Annotated in this window: 21 protein-coding genes and 4 tRNA genes; 21 read left to right on the plus strand and 4 right to left on the minus strand. The window is 34.0% G+C overall.

Annotated elements, in window-relative coordinates:
* Window positions 1–39: 39 nt before the first annotated feature.
* From AC23L6_RS02760 to lysS, 3 genes are all read right to left on the minus strand, one after another.
* Entirely contained in the window at window positions 40–1,287 is a 1,248-nt protein-coding gene (locus AC23L6_RS02760) for a hypothetical protein (protein WP_487560773.1), read from the minus strand.
* Window positions 1,287–1,874 carry a Crp/Fnr family transcriptional regulator gene (locus tag AC23L6_RS02765; RefSeq protein ID WP_487560774.1) on the minus strand — a complete coding sequence of 196 codons (588 nt, stop codon included), beginning with the start codon at window positions 1,872–1,874 and terminating at the stop codon, window positions 1,287–1,289. Before AC23L6_RS02765 ends, AC23L6_RS02760 begins: the two co-directional genes overlap by 1 nt.
* A gap of 176 nt (window positions 1,875–2,050) precedes the next feature.
* On the minus strand, window positions 2,051–3,760 hold the full coding sequence (gene lysS / locus AC23L6_RS02770; protein ID WP_487560775.1) for a lysine--tRNA ligase: 1,710 nt from the start codon (window positions 3,758–3,760) through the stop codon (window positions 2,051–2,053).
* A 249-nt stretch (window positions 3,761–4,009) separates the two neighbouring features.
* On the opposite strand from lysS, the gene lipB reads away from it, so the two are divergent.
* Window positions 4,010–4,720, plus strand: a complete 711-nt coding sequence (gene lipB / locus AC23L6_RS02775) for a lipoyl(octanoyl) transferase LipB (RefSeq protein WP_487560776.1) — start codon at window positions 4,010–4,012, stop codon at window positions 4,718–4,720.
* Here lipB and rnhB read toward each other — a convergent pair.
* Window positions 4,709–5,314: a ribonuclease HII gene (rnhB, locus tag AC23L6_RS02780; protein ID WP_487560777.1), complete on the minus strand. Its 606-nt coding sequence runs from the start codon at window positions 5,312–5,314 to the stop codon at window positions 4,709–4,711. The two genes, lipB and rnhB, sit on opposite strands and share 12 nt — an antisense overlap.
* An 88-nt stretch (window positions 5,315–5,402) precedes the next feature.
* Between rnhB and AC23L6_RS02785 the strand changes: the two genes are divergently transcribed.
* From AC23L6_RS02785 to secE, 20 genes are all read left to right on the plus strand, one after another.
* Window positions 5,403–7,304: a S8 family serine peptidase gene (locus tag AC23L6_RS02785; protein ID WP_487560778.1), complete on the plus strand. Its 1,902-nt coding sequence runs from the start codon at window positions 5,403–5,405 to the stop codon at window positions 7,302–7,304.
* 223 nt (window positions 7,305–7,527) lie between these two features.
* Window positions 7,528–10,515 (plus strand): SusC/RagA family TonB-linked outer membrane protein, encoded by a 2,988-nt coding sequence (locus AC23L6_RS02790; protein ID WP_487570225.1) that lies wholly within the window; start codon window positions 7,528–7,530, stop codon window positions 10,513–10,515.
* Between the two features lie 10 nt (window positions 10,516–10,525).
* A complete protein-coding gene (locus AC23L6_RS02795) occupies window positions 10,526–11,932 on the plus strand; it encodes a RagB/SusD family nutrient uptake outer membrane protein (RefSeq protein WP_487560780.1) in 1,407 nt (468 codons plus the stop codon).
* A 19-nt stretch (window positions 11,933–11,951) separates the two neighbouring features.
* Window positions 11,952–12,800, plus strand: a complete 849-nt coding sequence (locus AC23L6_RS02800; protein WP_487560781.1) for a hypothetical protein — start codon at window positions 11,952–11,954, stop codon at window positions 12,798–12,800.
* A gap of 130 nt (window positions 12,801–12,930) precedes the next feature.
* A complete protein-coding gene (locus tag AC23L6_RS02805) occupies window positions 12,931–14,874 on the plus strand; it encodes a putative porin (protein WP_487560782.1) in 1,944 nt (647 codons plus the stop codon).
* An 89-nt stretch (window positions 14,875–14,963) separates the two neighbouring features.
* Window positions 14,964–16,325, plus strand: coding sequence for a pyridoxal-phosphate dependent enzyme (locus tag AC23L6_RS02810; protein ID WP_487560783.1), 1,362 nt, complete (start codon window positions 14,964–14,966; stop codon window positions 16,323–16,325).
* Between the two features lie 23 nt (window positions 16,326–16,348).
* Entirely contained in the window at window positions 16,349–16,831 is a 483-nt protein-coding gene (locus AC23L6_RS02815) for a 3'-5' exonuclease (RefSeq protein WP_487560784.1), read from the plus strand.
* Between the two features lie 66 nt (window positions 16,832–16,897).
* Complete coding sequence (locus AC23L6_RS02820) at window positions 16,898–18,169, plus strand: DUF2851 family protein (RefSeq protein WP_487560786.1); 1,272 nt, start codon at window positions 16,898–16,900, stop codon at window positions 18,167–18,169.
* Between the two features lie 35 nt (window positions 18,170–18,204).
* Window positions 18,205–18,432, plus strand: a complete 228-nt coding sequence (locus AC23L6_RS02825) for a PspC domain-containing protein (protein ID WP_487560787.1) — start codon at window positions 18,205–18,207, stop codon at window positions 18,430–18,432.
* Window positions 18,433–18,445: 13 nt separating this feature from the next.
* The gene (locus AC23L6_RS02830; protein WP_487560788.1) at window positions 18,446–19,327 is read left to right on the plus strand and encodes a ComEA family DNA-binding protein; all 882 of its coding nucleotides are present in this window, start codon (window positions 18,446–18,448) and stop codon (window positions 19,325–19,327) included.
* Between the two features lie 15 nt (window positions 19,328–19,342).
* Window positions 19,343–20,485, plus strand: a complete 1,143-nt coding sequence (locus tag AC23L6_RS02835) for an acyl-CoA dehydrogenase family protein (RefSeq protein WP_487560789.1) — start codon at window positions 19,343–19,345, stop codon at window positions 20,483–20,485.
* A 111-nt stretch (window positions 20,486–20,596) separates the two neighbouring features.
* Window positions 20,597–20,791: a 30S ribosomal protein S21 gene (gene rpsU / locus AC23L6_RS02840; RefSeq protein ID WP_487560790.1), complete on the plus strand. Its 195-nt coding sequence runs from the start codon at window positions 20,597–20,599 to the stop codon at window positions 20,789–20,791.
* A gap of 101 nt (window positions 20,792–20,892) precedes the next feature.
* A complete protein-coding gene (locus tag AC23L6_RS02845; RefSeq protein WP_487560791.1) occupies window positions 20,893–21,789 on the plus strand; it encodes a tyrosine-type recombinase/integrase in 897 nt (298 codons plus the stop codon).
* A 33-nt stretch (window positions 21,790–21,822) separates the two neighbouring features.
* On the plus strand, window positions 21,823–22,125 hold the full coding sequence (gene hpf / locus AC23L6_RS02850) for a ribosome hibernation-promoting factor, HPF/YfiA family (RefSeq protein ID WP_487560792.1): 303 nt from the start codon (window positions 21,823–21,825) through the stop codon (window positions 22,123–22,125).
* A gap of 91 nt (window positions 22,126–22,216) precedes the next feature.
* Window positions 22,217–22,290: transfer RNA gene (locus AC23L6_RS02855), tRNA-Thr, on the plus strand.
* 21 nt (window positions 22,291–22,311) lie between these two features.
* Window positions 22,312–22,392, plus strand: a tRNA-Tyr gene (locus tag AC23L6_RS02860).
* Window positions 22,393–22,504: 112 nt separating this feature from the next.
* A tRNA-Thr gene (locus AC23L6_RS02865) sits at window positions 22,505–22,576 on the plus strand.
* A gap of 58 nt (window positions 22,577–22,634) precedes the next feature.
* On the plus strand, window positions 22,635–23,822 hold the full coding sequence (gene tuf, locus AC23L6_RS02870) for an elongation factor Tu (protein WP_487560793.1): 1,188 nt from the start codon (window positions 22,635–22,637) through the stop codon (window positions 23,820–23,822).
* A 60-nt stretch (window positions 23,823–23,882) separates the two neighbouring features.
* Window positions 23,883–23,953, plus strand: a tRNA-Trp gene (locus tag AC23L6_RS02875).
* A gap of 13 nt (window positions 23,954–23,966) precedes the next feature.
* Window positions 23,967–24,164: a preprotein translocase subunit SecE gene (gene secE / locus AC23L6_RS02880; RefSeq protein WP_487560890.1), complete on the plus strand. Its 198-nt coding sequence runs from the start codon at window positions 23,967–23,969 to the stop codon at window positions 24,162–24,164.
* The last annotated feature ends 1 nt before the right edge of the window (window position 24,165 follow it).

Raw genomic sequence — 24,165 nt, forward strand, 5'->3', positions numbered from 1 at the left:
AAAGTACCTAATTATAAAATAGTTATTTTATGAGTGCAATCATAAAGCAGGGTGATTTTTAACTTTTTTTACAGAATAAAAAGCGGTAATCCCTATGCCAGAAACAAGAATGATTGCAATCCCAAAGAGCATTTCGTTCACATAAGGAATTGTAGTATAACTAAAGGCTCCAATACCTTGGATGGCGAGAACAATTTCGTTTAACAAAACTCCAATTGAAAATAGGATTATACCAAACTTTATTTGATTGTTGATGAAGAAAAAGTGATTTGTGTAAATATAAAACAATAAAAAAAGTGAAATAATTGCCAATAAAACCAAATGTAAATAAGCAATAACAACAGGTCTAAATCCAAAAGCCAATTGGCTAACAGCTGGAATGGTAGAACCCAATTGAAGGAGGAATTTTATACTTAAAGCAAAGCCAATGAAAAGTAGAATATAACGTAAGAAATACGGATAGTTTTCTAGCACTTCCAATTTGTTTTTAACCAAAATGAAGAGTAGTTTAAACCAAGTAAAAACTTGAATAAAAGCAGCAATTACAGTAAGAATGTAAATCCCAAATGGCAAATCTAACCAAAGCGTCGACAAAAAATAGGCTGGAAAACATGACACAAAAAACAATTTAAATGAATTTGAATAGAATGCATTTTCAGATTTTTTCAGATTTAAAAAATCAAAAAATAATCCCATACAAGCAAAGAAGAACCAACCATTGTATTGAAAATGTAAATAGTAATAAATAGAAGCTAAATACTCATCTTGATAAATATTTTTGGTAGCCATCATATAGGCAAGCACAAAAGTTCCTAGTGAAGATAAAATATTAAATCCTATAGCAGCTTTAAACCAACTTATAGATAGACTTTCTTTGTCGACTAATTTTAAATCTTTGTAATAATGATATCCAAAAATGCAAGCTACTATAATAGATGCAGTAGAAAAGAAAATGGAAAACATTCCATAACCTTCAATGATAAAGAAAATCAACATTCCATAGGCGCAAATTAGATTGGCAATTAAGATAGTATTGTATTTCTTGACGTTTTTGTTATTCTCTACACTCCATTTTGCTTTAGTTTTAATAAACTGAATCATTAGGAGCATTAGAGTATGACTAATCCATCCAGTAAATGCGAAATGAGAATGGGAATGTTGCAAATGTTTTTGATCTAAAAAGGGAAATTCAAAACCTATTTTATATCGCATTAAGAGTCCAAGCAAGGCTACGATTAATAGATTTATTAAAGAAAACTTCAGCCACAATTTACTATTGAAGAACATTAATAATATATTTTATGATTGATAATTTCTACTTTTTTGCAGGCACTCATTTTTGAGAATACCCTAATAACTGTTTCAACTCGTAAACCCGTAAAATTTGCAATTTCTTGTCGTGTGAAAGGAACTAATTCTTTGGCACCATTTCTGTTGCCTTTGTGTGCATTTAGAAAAGCGATTATTCTAAATTCGGGTTTTTGATTGATAATATCTTTAGATGTTTTGGCTTTTGAATGAATTCTATTTGCCAATAGAACAAGAAGTTTTTTTTGAATTGTAGGGTATTCATCTAATATTTTAAGAAACTTATCCTTAGATAATTTAATTATTTTGCTATCTTGAAAAGCAATCGCCGTTGATGGATATGTTTCTTCAATAATTAAAGGAGGCTCTCCAAAACTTTGTCCGTTACAAAAATAACCTTGAGTAAATTCTTTCCCATCATCATTAGAGTTAAACATTTTAACGCTACCCTCGATGATTTGATAATAAAAAAGGGCCATTTCATCTTCGCAAAAAATGATATCATTTTTTTTATATTCTTTGGCTATCGCACCCCAAGAAAAAAGTAAGTCTAGATTTATTTGCATAGAATGTTCAAATAATACTGTTTTTTGCGAATTTCATAATTAGTGAAACAAATAATTATGAATTTAGTTCCATAAAAATAATAAAATTATTGAAATGAAATTAGAATTTCTACTCATTGTAATAAAAAAAGGGAATTCATTATGAATTCCCTTTTTGTTTAATTCTGTAAAAATAACTATCCCAATAGTTCCACAATTTTATTTTCGCCATCAACACTAACTTTTGTCAAGCCATGTTTTGCAAGGCCTTTCATTGCAGCATCCCATTTTTTTCCACTCAGTTCCGATTTGATTTTTAAAGCACCCAAATCCATTTTGTTGTCATTCGTTTTTAGAAGTGTAACAATCAATTTTTCTTCATCTGCTAATTCAATTTGAACCTGTTTCTTTTCTGGACGCATTTGCGGGAATAGTAATACTTCCTGAATAGAACTGTTGTTGGTTAAGAACATCATTAATCTATCCATACCAATTCCTAAACCTGAAGTAGGAGGCATTCCATATTCAAGAGCTCTCAAGAAATCTTCGTCGATAACGCCATTTGCCTCATCATCGCCTTTTTCAGCCAAACGCATTTGGTCTTCAAAACGTTCTCTTTGATCAATAGGGTCATTCAATTCCGAATAGGCATTGGCAACTTCCTTACCGCAAACCATCAATTCAAAACGTTCTGTTAACTCAGGATTGTCACGATGTTGTTTACAAAGCGGAGACATTTCCTTTGGATAGTCGGTGATAAAAGTGGGTTGGATGTAATTACCTTCACATTTAGCTCCAAAAATTTCATCAATCAATTTTCCTTTACCCATGGTGGCATCAACGTCAATTCCCATTCCACGAGCAGCTTCAAACAATTCCGCTTCGCTTTTTCCAGAAATATCAAAACCAGTGAAATGTTTGATAGAATCGGTCATCGTAACGCGAGCATAGGGTGCTTTGAAGTTAATGGTATGTTCACCAAAAGTGACTTCGCTAGTCCCATTTACGCCAATTGCGCAATGTTCCAACAAGTTTTCGGTGAAATTCATCATCCAGTTGTAGTCCTTGTAGGCTACATATATTTCCATTGCGGTAAATTCTGGGTTGTGCGTTCTGTCCATTCCTTCGTTACGGAAGTTTTTAGAGAACTCATATACGCCTTCAAATCCACCTACAATCAATCTTTTTAAATACAATTCATTTGCAATACGCATATAGAGCGGAATATCCAGTGAGTTGTGATGAGTAATAAAAGGACGTGCTGCAGCTCCACCTGGAATAGGTTGCAAAACTGGAGTTTCTACTTCTAAATAGCCTTTGTCATTAAAAAACGAACGCATGGCATTGAACAATTTCGTTCTTTTGATAAAGGTGTCTTTTACATGGTCATTCACGGTTAAATCCACATAGCGACGTCGGTATCTTTGTTCAGGGTCTGCAAAGGCATCGTGGGCTTTGCCATCGGCATCAATTTTTACCACAGGAAGTGGTTTTAAAGCTTTTGCCAAAACGGTTAATTCATAAATATGAACTGAAATTTCGCCTACCTGTGTTTTGAAAACAGTACCGCGAACTCCAATAAAATCCCCAATATCCAATAACTTTTTGAAAACCACATTGTACATGGTTTTCTCCTCATCATTCGAAATGTCATCTCTCGAAACATACACTTGAATACGACCTTCAGAATCCTTTAATTCTGCAAAAGAAGCTTTTCCCATGATGCGTTTCCCCATCAATCGACCTGCTAAAACTACTTCTTTACCTTCAAATTTTTCAAAGTTGTTTAGAATTTCGCTAGAGTGAGCGGTAGTAATGAACTCTGCTGCAGGATAAGGCTCAATGCCTAGGTTGCGTAATTCGGTGAGTGCTTCTCTACGTAGGATTTCTTGTTCGGATAAGGCCATTATATTCTGATTTTAAGAGCGCAAAGATACTTTATAAGTCCCAAAGTTGCAAAGTTTTTAGAAGCAGAAATTTTCGGTCTTTCAACGCTATTTTGTCCCGCTATTCGCTGTATCTTTTCCTTTTTTGATTGCTTCGTAAGCTCGCAATGACAAAAAAGGAATAAGGATGTCGCTACTATCGGGGCTATTTTAGAACTAAGCTAAAACTTTGTACCTTTGCAACTGCAAACCTTTTCCGCTCCAATTAAAATGAACAAAACCATTCAACTTCAAGATTTAGGATTCAAAGACTACAAGGAAACTTGGGAGTATCAGGAAGACTTATTCAAGGAAGTGGTTGATATCAAAATTAAAAATAGGAGAGAAGAACTTCAAGTTGCAACGCCAAATTATTTTCTCTTTGTAGACCATCCACATGTATATACTTTAGGGAAAAGTGGCGATTTAGACAATTTATTATTGTCCGAGAAACAATTAGAAGCAAAGGGAGCAACGTTCTACAAAATTAACCGTGGTGGTGATATCACTTATCATGGGCCAGGACAGATTGTAGGTTATCCTATTTTGGATTTAGAAAATTTTTTTACAGATATTCACAAATACTTGCGTTTTCTGGAAGAAGCCATCATACTAACTTTGGCAGAATACGGAATAGAATCAGGACGAAGTGAGGGTGAAACAGGAGTGTGGTTGGGCGTAGGAACTCCATTTGCTAGAAAGATATGCGCTATGGGTGTTCGTGCTTCCCGTTGGGTAACCATGCACGGATTTGCATTGAATGTCAATGCCGACTTGGGTTATTTTGATAACATTATTCCTTGTGGTATAAGAGGTAAATCGGTAACTTCTTTAAATGTAGAATTGGGAGTTGAAGTGGTAGATGAGAACGAAGTAAAAGCAAAAATCCTGAAACATTTCTCAGATTTATTTGAAGCAAAATTCCTAAATCTAAACTCCTAAATCTAAGCTCAACTGTTCAGGCAGTAATCGAAAAGTCATTCTGTGATATTTAGTTACGCCATATTCCCGAATCGCTTCCCGATGTTCTTTGGTGGGATAACCTTTGTTTTGCTTCCAATTGTACATGGGAAATTCTTCATGAATTCGATTCATATATTCATCCCGATAGGTTTTTGCCAATACAGAAGCCGCTGCAATACTCATAAATTTAGAATCTCCTTTTATAATACAACTGTGTGGAATATCCGCAACAGGTTTAAATCTATTGCCATCCACAATAATATAGGAAGGCTTTGGATTTAATTTTAGGATACTCTCTTGCATCGCTTTTATAGAGGCATTCAGAATATTAATATCATCAATAAGTAAAGGTTCTAGATGGGTTACCGCAAATGAAATAGCTTGTCCTTCAATTATTGGTCTTAATTTTTCTCTAGTTTTTTCAGACAATTGTTTAGAGTCATTCAATAGCTTGTTTTCAAAATTTTCTGGAAGAATAACAGCAGCAGCAGTTACAGGACCTGCAAGGCATCCCCGACCAGCTTCGTCTGTGCCAGTTTCTAAAAGTAGTCCAGAAAAATTGAGTTTTAGCATACTTAGTTCAACTCTATACAAAGGTTAAAATCGGTTTAAAGTTAACTATAATTTAATTTTATTAGTAGTTTAGCAAAAAATAGTTGTGATGAAAATAAAACTACGTAAACCTCTCTCAATTCTTTTGTTGGGATTTTCAATGGTCACTTTTGCTCAAACTGCCGAGCAAAGAAAACAAATCGTTAAAGAGTATGATTTGGTAAAGCTCAAAAGTTTAGAAAGTAAACTTTCAAAAAAATATTTTTTGAAAAAGAGTATAGCATTGGTTGAGGCTAAAAATAAAAATTGGGCTACGGCTGAGATAAACAAACTAGGAAATTATAGAGAACTTGTTGGCATTTCTGAAGAAGGAAAACCACTTTATTACACTACTCACAATGCTGGATCAGCAATTACCGCAAGAGTGAATAGAATAAATGAAGGAGGAAGCGCTGGACTAAAGTTGGACGGTCAAAATATGGTTGTAGGTATTTGGGATGGAGGCCCAGTAAGAACGACACATCAAGCATTGACGGGTAGAGTTATTATCAAAGATGGAACAAATTTTTCTACTTCAAACGAGTCGACAGAACACAGTACACATGTTTCTGGAACTATGATAGGGTCAGGATTTGGTTCGACTCAGGCAAAAGGATTAGCTTCCAAAGCGACTCTTTGGGCTAATACTTTTGCAAATGATGAGGCCGAAGTAATTTCAGAAGCTTCAGAAGGTCTTTTGGTCTCCAATCATTCTTACGGATTAGAAATCGCAGGAGTTCCAACTTATTATACGGGTGCTTACATTGACGAATCTAAAGAATGGGATGATATTATGTACAATGCCCCTTATTTTCAAGCAGTAATTTCCGCAGGAAATGATAGAGGAAGTACACAAGATAAAAAAGGTGGACGTGATTTGTTAATTGGTAATAAAAACTCTAAAAATGCAGTGGTCGTAGCTGCTGTCAATCAAGTTTCTAATTATGTAGGGCCTGAATCGGTAGTGATGAGTAGTTTTAGTAGTTGGGGACCTACTGACGATTTTAGAATAAAACCAGATATTAGTGCTAAAGGAGTTGGTGTGTATTCATTATCTTCCGCTTCAGATACATCCTACAAATCGCAACAAGGAACTTCTATGGCAGCTCCTGCGGTATCTGCAAGTTTATTGTTAATGCAACAGCATTATTTTGAAAAACAGTCTGCTTTTATGAAAGCAGCTACTTTGAGAGCGCTTATGATTAATACTGCTGATGAAGCAGGAGAAGATCCTGGTCCTGATTATAAATTTGGTTGGGGATTAATCAATGCTGAAAAAGCGGTACAGGTTATTAGTTCAAAAGGAACTTCTTCTGTAATAGATGAATTAACTTTAGATCAAGACCAAGTGTATAAACGAACTCTTAAAGTGACAGGTACAAAGCCTCTCAATGTTACGGTCGTTTGGAATGATCCTTCAGGAAATGTAAATACAGGAACTATTGATGATACCACTCCAGTTTTGGTGAACGACATTGATGTAAGATTGACAAAAGATGCTGAAGTATATTATCCGTGGGTTTTAAATCCCTCATTCATACAAGGGCCGGCAATACAAGAAGATAATGCTGTTGATAATGTGGAATACGTTTCTGTTCCAGAAGCAAGCGGAGAGTATACCCTAACAATTTCTCACAAAGGGAATTTAGTTGGGGGAACTCAGGATTTTTCATTAGTCATTGATGGAGTTACTGAATCTTTATCTGTTGCTAAAGACGAATTTAAATCGATAGCTATTTATCCTAATCCAGTTGAAAATAATCTAAATATTCAATTAACATCTAATGAAAATTCAAAAATTGATTTATACATTTATGATATTCAAGGAAGGATGGTCAAAAAGCAAGAGTTTAAAGACAATTCTTACATATTGAATACTCGTCTTGATTTATCTTCATTTGCTTCGGGGATTTATTTTCTAAAGATTAATCAAGGGGCTAAATATTATACTCAAAAAATTAACGTCAAATAAAGTTACGGATAGAGTGTTAATATCCAATAGTTTAGATTCGCTTCAATTTTTAAAAAATAATTGAGAATTTAATTAATGGGACAAATATTGCCTCTAAATTCACAAGCGTCTTAAATTTTTTTTAACAAAATATCTTGAAGAAGTGAATTTTAACATTTGAGTTGTCATTTATTTAAGAAATATTTAAGATGTTTGCAGGCTAATTAATTCAAATAATTCAAATATGGGGTCGAAGTTTTCGAGATTTCTAGTACTGTTATTGGTACTAATTATGAATTTTTCCTATGCACAGGAAAAAACAATATCAGGTACAGTTACCGACCAAAAAGGAACATTGCCTGGGGTTAACGTCACCATTAAAGGCGTAAAACGTAGTACACAAACAGATTTTAATGGGAAGTACTCTATTCAAGCTAAAACAGGTGAGGTTTTAGTATTTACTTTTTTAGGGATGAAGACTTTTACTGCGACAGTAGGTAATTCTAATGTGGTAAATGTTAAGATGGAGGAAGAGATGACAACCTTTAACGAGGTTATTGTAACAAATAGTTATAATAAAGGTGAAAAAAGAAGTAAAGTTACAGGATCTATCGCAACTGTTGCTGCCAAGCAAATCGAAACAAGAGCCCTAGCTTCTTTTGACCAAATATTACAAGGTCAAGCTGCAGGGGTTACTGTTCAATCAGGTTCTGGTCAACCCGGTTCATCTGCTAAAGTAAGAATTCGTGGTACTTCTTCTATTGGTAGTAACAATGAACCTTTATACATTTTAGACGGTGTGCCAATTACTGTTGGTGACTTTGCATCTTTAAATGCGAATGATTTTGAAAGTGTATCAATTCTAAAAGATGCTTCAGCCACTTCTATTTATGGTTCAAGATCTTCTGCAGGAGTTATTGTAATTACCTCCAAAAAAGGTAAATATGACTCTGAAACTCAATTTACATACCGCTCTCAAATTGGTTTTTCAGAGGTGGGTAAAACTAAATTTGAAATGATGAATTCAAATGAGCTTTTGAATTTTCAACGCTTAGTTAAAAATGGTAAAGGGGCTACAGGTGGAGTTAATGGAACGCCACTAACCGATGGAGAAATTGCTGAATTATCTAAAGTAAACACCAACTGGAAAGATGTTTTCTTCAGAACTGGAGTTACTAATACTCAAGAAATAAGTATGAGAGGTGGAACTGAAAAAACACGTTTTTTTAATTCACTAAGTTATTTTGATCAACAGGGTATAGCTCAACGTTCAAGTTTAAAACGTTTTACGCTGAGAACAAATCTTGAGAATAAAACCTCAGAAACTTCATTAATTGGAATTAATTTATCACTAAATTATTCTAAACAAAATTTAATTGATAGTGAAGGTGGGCTTTTCTTGCAAAATCCATATGCTGCGGCTTATTTAGCAAGTCCTTATGATGCTTTATACAATCCAAACGGTACATTAAATGTAGGTTTGAATAAAGTGGGAGCAAATGCTTATGAAAACCTTTTAGTCAATCAACAATATAATAATCAAGTTAAAGCGGTAATTAATCTTTTTGCAGAAAAAAAGATAGTAAGGAACTTAACTGCACGGATAGATTTTGGGGTTGATTTTTCTAATGATTTCTTTGTTGCTGCAACAGATCCTACAACTCAATTTGGTTTAACCACCGATCCAGGAAATCAAGGTTCCTACAGTGAGAGTAGTACTAATTTAGGAAAGTTTAATACTACGTCTAAAATAGTATATAACAATACTTTTGGTGAAAAACACGATATTGAAGCTGCAGCTTACTTAGAATACTATAAATCTCATGGTCGTTCAGGTTCTTTTACAGGATATGGAATCAATCCAGCTCTAGTTGGTTATCCCGAAGGTATTACACCGGGTACTGGAACTGTTGATACTCCTGGAAATGGATTAAGTCCAACTGTTGGAGGTTCAGATTCAGAGAATGGATTATTGTCCTACTTCACGGTTGTGAAGTACGGTTATGATGATCGTTTTAAATTGGATTTATCTGTGAGACGTGATGCTTCCAATAAATTTGCGGATGCACATAAATGGGGTACTTTCTGGTCAGCAGGTGCTAACTGGAACGTAATGAATGAGTCATTTATGGCTAATACAAACTTTTTTCAAACGTTGATTGTAAGAGCTAGTATTGGTACTACAGGAAATCAAGCTGGAATTGGTTCTTTCCAAAAAGAAGCAACATGGGGAACTGGACAGTACGGAGGCAATCCAAGTATTGTACAAACCTCTGTTCCTAATCCTGATTTGCAATGGGAAGAGGGTATGAAAAAAAATATTGGCTTTGATTTTTCAATTTTAAACGACAGGATTTCTGGTACAGTTGAGTATTATAATAATAATACTTCAAAATTATTCATTGAGCAAAGATTGCCTTTAGAAAGTGGTCTAGGAAGTCTTGATGTTAATGCCGGTAAAATGAGTAATAAAGGAATTGACTTATCTTTAGAGGGATATTTAATTAAAAACAACGATTTGTCGTTCAGCTTATACGGAAATTTCAATTATAATAAAAACAGAATTGAAGATTTAGGTCAAGTAACCGAATATGTTTTGGGAACTTCGATAGTTAGAGAAGGATTACCTTTTGGTTCCCATTATGCTGTGGAATGGGCAGGAGTAAATCCAGCTAATGGTCAACCTTTATATTACGATTTGAATCACAATATAACAAATCAATATTCTGATGATGATTCAGTAGCTAAATTTGGTAGTTACGAACCAGTATATTCAGGAGGTTTTGGATCTCGTTTGAACTATAAAGGATTTGAGTTTTCTACTTTATTCACCTTCGCAGCTGAATATTTTAGATATAATAACCAAACCTTTTTTCAAGAAAATCCAAACTTTGCACAATACAATCAATCAACCCTTATGTTGACAATGTGGCAGAATCCTGGTGATATTACTGAAGTTCAGAGTTATAAATACCAAAGAGAATTTTCATCAAAGGATATTGAAGATGCTTCCTATTTAAGATTGAAAAATATTACAGTTGCTTACAATTTACCAAAATCAATCTTTGATAGAGTTAAAGGAATCAATGGGGTAAGATTATATGCTCAAGCTGAAAATTTAGCTACTTGGACTAAGTTTACTGGTTTTGATCCAGAAGATGATAATAATATTGCTACCTATGAATATCCTACCCCAAGAATTGTAACTTTTGGAGTTGATGTTAAATTTTAATACTATACCTATGAAAATCAAAAATATATTTTTAATACCATTATTTGCCATCCTTTTTGTTGCCTGTGAGGATGCTATTAATGTAGATCCAAAAGATGAGATTACCGATTCTAATGCTATCACAACTATGGCTCAATTGAGACTAGCTACAACTGGTGTATATGGAGCGATTGGGGGACAAAGTTTTATAGAATGGTCGGCTTATTTCACAGATGAATGTAGAAAAGGGATAGGAAATAGAGGTGCAGGTGTCGCTGTTCATACATGGTCTGTTAATACTGCTACAGATGAACCAGAAGCATATTACTCAGGTCTTTATGGGACAATAAATAGTGCCAACATTGTTCTGTCTAAAATGGATAATGTGTCAGCAGTAACTGAAGAAGAGAAGAAAGAAAAACAGAAAATTTATGCTGAATTAATAGCTATTAGAGCTATTGCTCATTTTGATTTATTACGTTTTTTTGCTACCTCATATACTGACCCTAATGCTTTAGCCATTCCAATAGTAAATAAAACTATTGTGTTTGAAAAGCTGGCAAGAAATACAGTGGGCCAAGTAATGTCTTTTGTGAAAAAAGATTTAGAGACATCTTACAGTATATTGAACGAAGTAAGTGACAACAGTGATGTTACACGAATTACGCCTCTTGCTGTTCAAGCAATCCGTGCTAGAATTGCATTGTATTCTAAAGAATATAATGATGCGATTACATTCTCTACTGAAGTAATTAATGCAGTTCCTCTTGCCGATGCATCAGAATACATCGATATTTGGGCAGATGCCTCGAATGCTGAAGTTGTTTATAAGTTAGCAAGGGTTTCAGGAGATGGAAATGTTGGACGAATTTTTCAAGATAACAATGGAGACATTTTCTACAATGTTTCTAATGATTTGTTCAGTAAGTTTCAATCTAATGATGTAAGAAGAAGACCTGGTGCCTTGATAGAACCAGGAAGTACACAAACCAATTGGAAAGTGGGTAAATATTCTGGTCCTGAAACAGACTACGGTTTAGCAGATATAAAAGTGGTTCGAGTTGCGGAAATGTATTTGATTCTTTCTGAAGCTCAGGCTTTAAAAGCCGCTCCAGATTTTGAAGCAGCAGCAGATGCTATCAACACACTAAGAGCTGCTAGAAGGCTAACCCCATCAGCACTTCCAGATATTACATTTTTAAATCAAGCAGATGCGATTGACAAAATTTTATTAGAGAGAAGAAAAGAATTGGCTTTTGAAGGACATCGATTTTTTGATTTGAAACGTTTTAATCTAGGAATAGATAGAATTCCATCAGATGTAGTCTTGAACCCAACTGCGGAGGATTTACCCGCTGGAGATTATAGATTTACGTTGCCCATACCTCAGGCAGCAATTTTTGCCAATGATAAATTGTCTCAAAATCCTACTTATTAATTCATAATACAATTAAAAAATGAAAAAAATATTTTTATTTATTGCTTTAGCTTTTTTGGGCTTTACTTCATGTAACGATCCAAGTGCTGAAGTTTATAATTCGGAAGATGGGCAGATTGCTTATTTTACTGGAGGTACAACCAAGGATTATTATGTTCAAGACATTCCTAATTCCGAAACTACTCTGGAGGTTGGTGTTACAGTAGCTTCTAGTGTTGATAGAACCATTTCTGTTAGCGTTGATGCTTCAAGTACTGCAACTACAGATCAGTATATCATAGACAATGCTAGTTTATTTATTCCAGCTAATAAATATGTTGGATACATAAAAGTGAAATTTGGCTCTTACGATAAATATTCACAAACAGTTCCTTCTATCATAGTATTAAATTTGGATCAAGTTAGCGGGGCAGTGGTTGCTGATTTTGACAACCAATTCACTTTGAATGTCTATCAATATACTCCTTTTGTGAGAGAGGATATGTTAGGGACGTATAGTGTTGTTGAATATGAAACAGTAGATGGGGTAGAAGAAAGAGTAGATAGTTATGATTCTGAGGTTACCGCAGGAGAAAATGATAATGAAGTTATTATGGGTAACATCTATAATGCTGATCCAAGCACACAAACTATTTTGATTTTAGACGATTCAGATCCTTTTAACTTCCAAATTAAGTTTCCTCCTTTTTTAGATAATTATTTATTTGATGGTGGAACTGCAAATGGAGATGTATTTGTAGAAGGGTTTCCTGGCAAGTTTTCAGCAGGTTTAAAAACACTTGATTTTACCTATCGTTTGCGTTTTGGTACTGATAATACAGGTTCCTCTCAAACAGGTACTTATAGAGTACATGCTGAGAAGAAATAGTAAATAGAGATTTTTAAAAGAAAACCATCCCAATATGCGGATGGTTTTTTTATTTGAGGATGTAAGTTTTAATCCTATTTTATGCCATTAAGAAACAAATACTTATTTTTGCCCCACATTACATCTCATTATGAAAATTGCATTTTCGGCTTTATTTTTAGTTTTTACACTTTTGGCTTTTTCGCAAGAACCTGTTCAAGAGAAACCCAAGCGAAGCCTTATTAAAACTGAGGAACAAAAAGCGAAAGAAAAAGCTCAAAAAGCACCCATTAGCTCCTATAAAATAATTTCTTTAGATAGAGATACTACCTTTGTTGATACTTCATTAACTATTAAAAAGGAGTACGAATTCAATTATCTTAGAAAAGACAACTTTGGACTATTGCCTTTTGCAAACGAAGGACATACCTACACTACATTGCACTATGGATTAATTCGCTCTACATCTTACCCAGAGTTTGGATACAAAGCCAAGCATTTTAATTATCTTGAAGTTGGAGATATTAATTATTATTCTGTTGCTACTCCTTTAACCGAAATGTATTTTAAGACAGTCATGCAACAAGGACAAAGTTCGGATGTTTTTATAACTCTCAATACTTCTGAAAGATTTAATTTCTCTCTGGCATATAAGGGTTTGCGATCTTTGGGTAAATACATCAATCAGCTTTCAAGTAATGGGAATTTTACTTTCACATCAAGCTATAATACCAAAAACAAGCGTTATTTTTTAAATTTACATTTTACAGGTCAAGATTCTGAGAATGGAGAGAATGGAGGTACTACGACGACTTCAGATTTTGAAAGTAAAAATCCTGATTATAAAGAAAGACAACGTTTAGAGGTGTTTTTGACGGATGCTAAAACGTTTATGAAAGGCAAAAGACTATTTTTTGATCATAATTTTAGAATTAATTCAAAAGAAGGTAGCAATAATTTGACTCTAAAGCATCAATTTAATTACGAGTACAAGTTTTTCGAGTACAATCAAGCAACAGTAGCGTCAACTATTGGGGATAAAAAAGTAAATAGATTTGGTGATTCCTTTGTTACAAAAGGAATTAATGACCAAGTGCGATACAACAGAGTATACAATAAAATTGGTTTAGAATATGAAAATACTATTTTAGGAAAATTTCAGTTTTTCATCGATGATTTTAGATATAATTATTACTATAATTCTGTTTTTGTTCTTTCGAATCAATTAATTCCAAGTTCATTAAATGACGAAATTAATTCTTTTGGAGGGCAGTACGAATATCAAAAAAATAAGTGGAAGGGCAAATTTTTGTATTCAAATTCCATTACAAATCAATCATTAACTACTATCGAAGCCCATCTTAATTATAAGATTAACGATGAAAATCAGATAAGCTTTCAGTATCAAAACAATAACGAACTTCCAAACCATATTTATAATTTACATCAAAGTAGTTATGTTCATTATAATTGGTATAATGATTTTAAAAACGAAAAAAATAATACAATTACTATTGATGCAAAAACAAAATGGGTGAATACCACATTGCAGGCAAGTACTTTGAAGGATTTTTTATATTTTCAAGATACGAGTAGCAATGATACCATACAGCTAGTAGCTCCAGAGCAATATGATAAGACAATAAATTATCTTTCCTTAAAAGTAAATAAAGAGTTTAAGTTTTGGAAGTTGGCACTCGACAACACCTTGCTTTTTCAAAAAACAAATCAAGACAATCAGGTTTTAAATGTTCCTGAGTTAGTAGCCAGAAATTCACTGTATTTTACCAATTATTATTTTAAAAAAGCATTATATCTACAAACAGGGATTATTTTTAACTATTTCACAAAGTACTATGCAAACGATTATAACCCTATTATTTCTGAGTTTTTTGTTCAAAACAAAAAGCAAATAGGTGACTTTGCCAATTGTGATTTTTTTATAAATGCTAGAATTCGTCAAACTAGAATTTTTATCAAAGCAGAGCATTTCAACTCTGCATTTTCTGCAACCAACACCTTTTATTCTGCACCCAATTATCCATACCGTGATTTTATAATCCGATTTGGATTAGTTTGGAACTTTTTTCAGTAAAATCTTAACATTATTGCTACACGCCATTTTAGAGTAAATACATATATTTGAGCGTTGAAGTATTAAAAATTCAATATAAGTTCGTATATATGAATTATTCTGAAAATATATTAGGGACTATTGGTAATACGCCTTTAGTTCAATTAAGAAAAATTACCTCAGAGATTGAGGCTTTAGTTTTGGCTAAGGTAGAAACTTTTAATCCTGGGAACTCTGCCAAAGACAGAATGGCCGTTAAAATGATTGAGGATGCTGAAGCTGACGGTCGATTAAAACCAGGTGGAACTATTATTGAAGGTACATCCGGAAATACCGGAATGGGATTGGCATTAGTAGCTATCGTTAAAGGGTATAAATTGATTTGCGTCATTACCGATAAGCAATCCAAAGAAAAAATGGATATTCTCAGAGCAGTAGGAGCTAAGGTTATCGTTTGTCCTACAGATGTCGAGCCTACTGACGCTCGTTCGTACTATTCCGTTTCAAGAAGATTAGCTGAGGAAACTCCAAATTCTTGGTACGTCAATCAATATGATAATCCATCAAATTCAATTGCTCATTACGAACAAACTGGCCCTGAAATTTGGGAACAAACCAAAGGTAAAATTACTCATTTTATTGTAGGTGTTGGAACGGGAGGTACCATTTCTGGTGTAGCGAAATATTTAAAAGAAAAAAATCCTAAAATCAAAATTTGGGGCATAGATACCTATGGTTCTGTTTTTAAAAAATACCATGAGACAGGAATATTCGATGAAAACGAAATTTATTCCTATATCACTGAAGGTATTGGAGAAGATATTCTGCCTAAAAATGTTGATTTTTCACTCATAGATGGGTTTACAAAAGTTACAGATAAAGATGCAGCTGTTTATACTAGAAAAATTGCTTTAGAAGAAGGAATATTTGTTGGGAATTCAGCTGGAGCCGCAATAAAAGGATTACTGCAATTGAAGGAACATTTTAAACCAGAAGATGTAATCGTGGTTTTATTTCACGATTCGGGCAGTCGTTATGTGGGTAAAATGTTCAATGACGATTGGATGCGAGAAAGAGGTTTTCTGGATGAAGATGTGACCAAAGCCGAGGATGTTATCAAAGACAATAGGGATAAACCATTGATTGTAGTTCGTACCGAAGAATTAGTTTCGCATGCCATAGAGCGCATGCGTAAATATAAAATTTCTCAAATTCCAGTGATTGATATTACAGGATTTGTAGGCTCTGTAGATGAAAGCGATTTGTTTCAAAGTTACGTAGCCAATAAAGATGTAGCCGATAAACCTATCAAAGAAGTCATGGGTAAACCTTTTCCAATTGTGAAATTAGGAACGTCTATTGAAGAACTTTCTAAGTTATTCTCAAGAGAGAATCAGGCGGTCTTAGTAGATTTAGAAAATGGGAATCATCACATCATCACTAAGTCGGATATAATTGGTTCCATAAAATAATTTTATCTTATAAATAGTATACAATGACTTTTGTCGCAATAGATTTTGAAACTGCAACTGGCTATCATCCTTGCTCAGTAGGAATTGTGTCTGTTGAAAATGGTGTTATCGTGGATGAATATGTAACTTTAATTCAACCTCCAAACAATGTATATTCTCCATTTACAATTCAAGTTCACGGAATTCATCCCAAAGACACCTTATATTCAAAATCATTTGCAGAGTTGTATCCTGAAATAAAGAAACGACTACAAAATAAAATTGTGGTAGCTCATAACGAAAGTTTCGATAGGAATGTTTTAGCAAAAACTATGGCACTTCATGGTTTAGAGTATTCAGACTTGAATATTGCTTCACGATGGGAATGTACCGTTAAAATATACAAAGCAAAAGGATTAAAACCAACTAAGTTGAGTGATTGTTGTAGAGTAATGAATATTGCGCTAAACCATCACGAGGCACTTTCTGATGCTAGAGCTTGTGCCAAACTATATTTATTGAAATAGAATAGTATTTTGTTTTGATTTTTTCATTTTTTTAGTACTTTAGTCTATTATCTATAAGCCTAAAAAATGAAAGAAGATTTTCTCCATTATCTTTGGAAATTTAAAAACTTTGAAATTGAAAATTTAAAAACCTCAAATGGAGAGCCGCTTACCATTATCAATAGTGGGAGTTATTTACAAATGGCTGGGCCTGACTTTTTTAATGCACAAATTACAATTGGCAATCAAAAATGGGCAGGAAACATTGAAATTCACCTAAAATCATCCGATTGGTATGTTCATCATCACGAAAGAGATGAAGCTTATGATAGTGTCATTCTTCATGTGGTTTGGGAACACGATACCGAAATTTTTAGAAAAGATAACACTGAGATACCCGTTTTAGAGTTAAAGCACTATGTATCGAAAAAGGTTCTGGATAATTATACGTCGTTGAAAGCGCCCAAATCATGGATTTTTTGTGAAAAACAATTACACTCCATTGATGAATTCGAATTGAAAAATTGGCAAGAGCGACTTTTTTTTGAACGTCTGGAAAGAAAATCAAAGCAGATAGAGGAATTGTTACTCAAGTTAGGTAAGGATTGGGAAGCTCTTTTGTTTTGTCTTTTAGCTAAAAATTTTGGTTTGAATACTAATGGAGAGACGTTTCTTCGAATTGCTCAATCTATTCCTTTTTCAATACTACGAAAAGAAAGTTTTGAACTCGAAAATCTTGAAGCATTATTTTTTGCTAAGGCTGGATTGTTGAGCGTTGACAAGGAAGATAGGTATTTTAAAGAGTTGCGCAAACGATACGTTTACATTTCGCAAAAATATCAAATGGAGGAATTTATTTCAGAACCAGTTCAGTTTTTTAAACATCGACCCGATAATTTCCCAACGATAAGATTGTCTCAATTGGCTAATTTATACCATGGTCAACAAAATTTATTTTCAAAGCTCATTCAGTTAAATTCGATTCAGGGAATCTATGAAATTTTTAAAGTGTCAGTATCTTCCTATTGGCAAAATCACTATCAATTTGATAAAGAAAGTTCAAAGAAAAAGAAAGCATTAACAACATCTTTTATCGATTTGCTTGTTATAAATACAATTATTCCATTGCAATTTTTGTATGCTAAAAGTCAAGGAAAGGAAGTTTCGGAAGATGTAATACAATTGATGCAACAAGTTGTCGCCGAGAAAAATAGGGTTGTTACAAAGTTTGATAGTTTTGGAATTCCATCTAAAAATGCATTGGATACTCAATCTCTATTGCAACTCAAAAATGAATATTGCGACAAAGGGCGGTGCTTAGAATGTGCCATAGGAACAAGACTATTGAAAAACAGTTAGAAAATATGTATATTTACATTTATTAGAGTAGAGCAATGTCACCAATTTTACAACTCAAATATTTCTTTGAAAAACATGGCTTTCATGTTTCCTCTCGATTGGCAGATACATTAGGGATGCGCGCCAATAGCGTTCGATTGTTTTTTATTTACATCTCTTTTGTAACCGCTGGACTCTGGTTTGGAGTGTATCTTACTTTAGCTTTTTGGTTGCGACTTAAAGATTTAATTCGAGCAAAAAGAAGTTCTGTTTTTGATTTGTAAATTATAGATTCCGATGCTATTGTCTAAAATAAAAACCTATTTCCAATATACTGCTTCCCAACGAGCAGGTATTTTTTTATTGCTAACCTTAATCATTGTGTTTCAATTGGCTTATTTTTTCATTGATTTTACTTCAATTGAGACTCATGAAAACAGTGCAGAAAAACAACAGTGGCTTTCTTTACAAACAGAAATTGATAAAGCAAAAGAACAAACAGAGTTCGACACTCCAAAAATTTATCCTTTTAATCCTAATTTCATAACTGATTTTAAAGGATACAAGCTTGGGATGTCTACTCAAGAAATAGATAGATTATTGGCTTTCAGAAAAACCAATAAATACGTTAATTCGGCCCAAGAATTTCAGGCTGTGACAAAGGTTTCAGATTCATTACTGAATGTTATTTCGCCTTATTTTAAATTTCCTGATTGGGTAAAAAACAAAAAAGAATTCAAATCGTATACAAAAAATGATTTTTCGAAAAAAGAGAGTGCCCTTGTTTTAGACATCAATCAAGCAACTCAAGAAGATTTAAAAAAAGTTTACGGAATAGGTGATGGCCTATCCGAACGAATTCTAAAAGAGAAAGAAAAGCTGGGTGCTTTTGTTAGTATGGAACAGATGAATGATATTTGGGGATTGTCGCCAGAGGTAATTTCAAAACTGAATCAGAGCTTCAAAGTCAAAGTAATACCTAACATCAAAAAAATAAATATCAATACAGCTACAATAAAAGAATTGATGCAGTTTCCTTATTTTAAATATCCTTTGGCTAAATCTATAGTCACCTACAGGAGTATGAATGGAGAAATAAAAAACGCTGAGGATTTAATAAAAATCAAAGGCTTTCCAGTGGAAAAAACCAATATAATTGTCTTATATTTGGAATTCTAACTAAACTCTCGAAATATGAATTTCGAATACAATGAAACCCAATCCATGATTGCACAATCGATTAAAGATTTTGCAGAACAAAATATTCGCCCCTATATTATGGAATGGGATGAGGCTCAAATTTTCCCCAAAGAATTATTTAAAAAATTAGGAGCTATGGGTTTTATGGGGGTTTTGGTTCCCGAAGAATTGGGAGGCTCTGGCTTAGGTTATCATGAATATATAACTATTATCGAGGAGATTTCTAAAGTCGATCCTTCGATAGGATTGTCGGTTGCGGCGCACAATTCGCTGTGTACAAATCATATTTTGACCTTTGGTACAGAAGAACAAAAAAAACGATGGATTCCTAAATTAGCTACTGGTGAACATATTGGAGCTTGGGGTTTAACAGAGCACAACACAGGTTCCGATGCCGCCCGTATGAATACAACCGCAGTGAGAAAGGGAAATGATTGGATTATTAACGGGTCTAAAAATTTTATTACTCATGCGATTTCAGCCGATATTTCAGTTGTAATTGTTAGAACTGGCGAAAAAGGAGATTCTAAAGGTACTACTGCTTTTGTTCTTGAGAAAGGAATGCAAGGGTTTGCTTCTGGAAAAAAAGAAAATAAATTAGGCATGCGAGCCAGCGAAACTGCAGAATTAGTTTTTGATAATTGCCGAGTGCCAGATGCTAATAGATTAGGTCAAGTAGGGGAAGGTTTTGTTCAAGCTATGAAAATTTTAGATGGAGGTCGAATTTCTATTGGAGCTTTGTCATTAGGAATTGCAAAAGGTGCTTACGAAGCCGCCTTGAAGTATTCTAAAGAGCGGCATCAGTTTGGGAAACCCATTTCTGAATTTCAAGCCATAGCATTTAAGTTAGCAGAAATGGCTACAGAAATTGAAGCTTCAGAATTATTGATACACAAAGCTGCTTCTTTAAAACAAAATAATAAACCGGTTACAACCGCTGGAGCGATGGCTAAAATGTATGCTTCAGAAATGTGTGTAAAAATAGCAAGCGAAGCAGTTCAAATTCATGGAGGCTATGGTTTTACTAAAGATTTCCCCGTAGAAAAATTTTATCGTGATGCTAAATTATGTACTATTGGAGAGGGTACTACTGAAATTCAAAAAGTAGTAATTTCAAGAAATTTGTTGAAAGAATAAAGAATCTCTATTGTTATACTCTGTATTTTTTTATTTTTTTCATAATTTATAATTCACAATTCAAAATAAAAATATACTTTTGCACCCTTAACGAGAGGAGGTGTCTATATTATGTTAATTATACCAATTAAAGACGGAGAAAATATCGATAGAGCATTAAAGCGCTATAAAAGAAAATTTGATAAAACAGGAACTGTTCGTCAACTAAGAGCACGTACTGCATTTATTAAACCTTCTGTAACTCATAGAATGAAAATTCAGAAAGCGGCATACATTCAAAACTTGAAAGACAGTTTAGAAAGTTAATAGCAATTTTCTTTAAATAAGATAACTGTTAGTAATCAAAGTTTAATATCTTTGATACTAGCAGTTTTTTTATGCGATAAACCTGCAATCTAAACTTTTTTATGGCAGAAATCCTTCATGCATTTCGTGATTATTTACTATTGGAGAAAAACTATTCTCCACATACAGTGAATGCTTATCTGAACGATATTGTTTTTTTTCAAAGTTTTTTACAAAAAGAGTTTGAACAAGATGCTCTTCACGAAGTAAACTATAGCCAAATCAGAAGTTGGATAGTTTCTTTGGTAGACGATGGAATTTCAAACACATCTGTGAATAGAAAAGTATCCTCACTCAAATCATTTTACAGGTTTTTGTTAAAAACAAAGCAAATTGAAGTCAGCCCACTCTTGAAGCATAAGGCATTAAAAACGCCAAAAAATCTCCAAATTCCCTTCTCGGAAAAAGAATTAGATGCTGTTTTAAATCGTATTGAATACCCCAAAGGATTCGAAGGAGTTAGGGATAAATTGATTATTGATTTGTTATATACTACAGGGATTAGGAGAACAGAATTGATTCATCTTAAAGTTTCTAATGTTAATAATGCAACCAATACTCTAAAAGTTCTGGGAAAAAGAAATAAGGAAAGAATTCTTCCGATTTTGCCAATTATTTCACAACAAATTACATCTTATTTTCCTGAAAGAGCTAATTTAGAGCAGATTAAAGATGAGGATTATTTTTTCTTAACTATAAAAGGAGTTAAAATGAGTGATTCTCTTGTTTATCGTTTAATAAATGACTACTTTAGTATTGTCTCGGAGAAGGTAAAAAAGAGCCCTCATATTTTGAGACATACGTTCGCAACTCATTTGTTGAATAACGGTGCAGATATCAATTCGGTTAAAGAATTATTGGGGCACTCTAGCTTGGCTTCTACTCAAGTGTATACGCACAGTAGTTTGTCAGAGCTCAAAAAAGTGTATGGGAACGCACATCCGAGGAATACAAAATAAGTTAAAAAATTATAACCATTAAAAGTATGTATTATGAAGGTAAATTTGAATGCTGTTAATTTTACTATTGACAGAAAGCTGGTCGATTTTATTCAAGAAAGAATGGATAAGTTGGAAAAATACTATGATAAAATTGTTTCATCTGACGTTTTTTTGAAGGTAGAAAAGACAAGTGATAAAGAAAATAAAATTGTTGAGGTTAAACTTCATGTACCAGGCGATGATTTTATAGTAAAAAAACAATGCAAAACATTTGAGGAAGCAATTGAGTTGTCAGCAGAATCTTTAGAGCGATCATTGATAAAAAGGAAAGAAAAAATCAATGCACATATTTAATCTAAATTTTTAATAAAAATGTTTTGATTAAAAAACAAAAAGATATACATTTGCAGTCCGTTAGAAATAGCGGACTTTTTTTATTATATAAGCCGATGTAGCTCAGCTGGCTAGAGCAGCTGATTTGTAATCAGCAGGTCGTGGGTTCGAGTCCCTCTATCGGCTCTTTTTTGATATTTAAAAGTTGGGGAGATACTCAAGCGGCCAACGAGGGCAGACTGTAAATCTGCTGTGTGAACTTCGCAGGTTCGAATCCTGCTCTCCCCACTAGAATGAATTTTAGATTGCAGATTTTAGATTGCGAAAATTTAAAATCATTAAATCTTAAAAAAAAGGACTCTACTCCCTCCCTTTCGGGGAGGGCTGGGGTGGGGCTTCTGCCGACTTAGCTCAGGGGTAGAGTGCTTCCTTGGTAAGGAAGAGGTCACGGGTTCAATTCCCGTAGTTGGCTCAAAGATGAATATTTTGAACACTAATAAATATATAACTAAGATTAAAAATTAAGCAAAATGGCAAAAGAAAATTTTAATCGTTCCAAACCGCACTTAAATATAGGTACAATTGGACACGTAGATCATGGAAAAACTACTTTAACTGCTGCAATCACGAAAGTATTATCTGATGCTGGTTACTGTCAAGCAAAATCGTTTGATCAAATCGATAACGCTCCAGAAGAAAAAGAAAGAGGTATTACTATTAATACATCTCACGTTGAGTACGAAACTGCTAACCGTCACTACGCACACGTTGACTGTCCAGGTCACGCGGATTACGTAAAAAACATGGTTACTGGTGCTGCTCAAATGGATGGAGCTATCTTAGTGGTAGCTGCTACTGATGGACCAATGCCACAAACTCGTGAGCACATCCTTTTAGGACGTCAAGTAGGTATTCCAAGAATGGTAGTATTCATGAACAAAGTGGATATGGTTGATGATGCTGAGTTATTGGAGTTAGTTGAGATGGAAATTAGAGATTTATTGTCTTTCTACGAATATGATGGAGATAATAGTCCAGTAGTTCAAGGTTCAGCTTTAGGTGGATTGAACAACGATCCAGCTTGGGTACCAAAAATTATTGAATTAATGGAAGCTGTTGATGCTTGGATTGAAGAGCCAGTGCGTGACGTAGCTAAACCATTCTTGATGCCAGTTGAAGACGTATTTACAATCACAGGTCGTGGAACTGTTGCTACAGGTCGTATCGAAACTGGAATTGCTAACACTGGAGATGCTGTTGAAATCATTGGTATGGGAGCTGAAAAATTAACTTCTACAATTACAGGAGTTGAGATGTTCCGTAAAATCCTTGATAGAGGTGAAGCTGGAGATAACGTAGGTTTATTGTTAAGAGGTATTGATAAAGCTGATATCAAAAGAGGTATGGTTATTATTAAGCCAGGTTCAGTAAAACCTCACAAAAAATTCAAAGCTGAGGTATATATCTTGAAAAAAGAAGAAGGTGGACGTCACACTCCATTCCACAATAACTACCGTCCACAGTTCTACGTACGTACAACTGACGTAACAGGAGTTATTTCTTTACCAGCGGGTGTAGAGATGGTAATGCCTGGTGATAACTTGACTATTGATGTTGAATTGTTAAGCCCAATTGCAATGAACGTAGGTTTACGTTTCGCTATCCGTGAAGGTGGTAGAACAGTAGGTGCTGGACAAGTTACTGAAATCGTAGGTTAATCCTGAAAAATAGAATTTAAAGCCAGTGTCGTTTTTTAACAGCACTGGCTTTTAACACGAACGGGCGTAGTTCAAGGGTAGAATAGCGGTCTCCAAAACCGTTGATGGGGGTTCGAATCCCTCCGCCCGTGCAAAAACAAAATCATAATGAAAGTTGTTAATTATATATCAGAAGCATTCGAAGAATTAAAGTCAAACGTTACTTGGCCTGCATGGGAAGAAGTACAACGTTTAACAATTGTTGTTGCTGTTTTTTCAGTTGTGTTTGCCTTGGCAACTTGGGGAGTAGATGAAGCCTTCGCAAAGCTACTAGCTCAATTTTTTAATTGGATAAAAGCTTAAT

The sequence above is a fragment of the Flavobacterium sp. R1_16 genome (assembly GCF_057652095.1).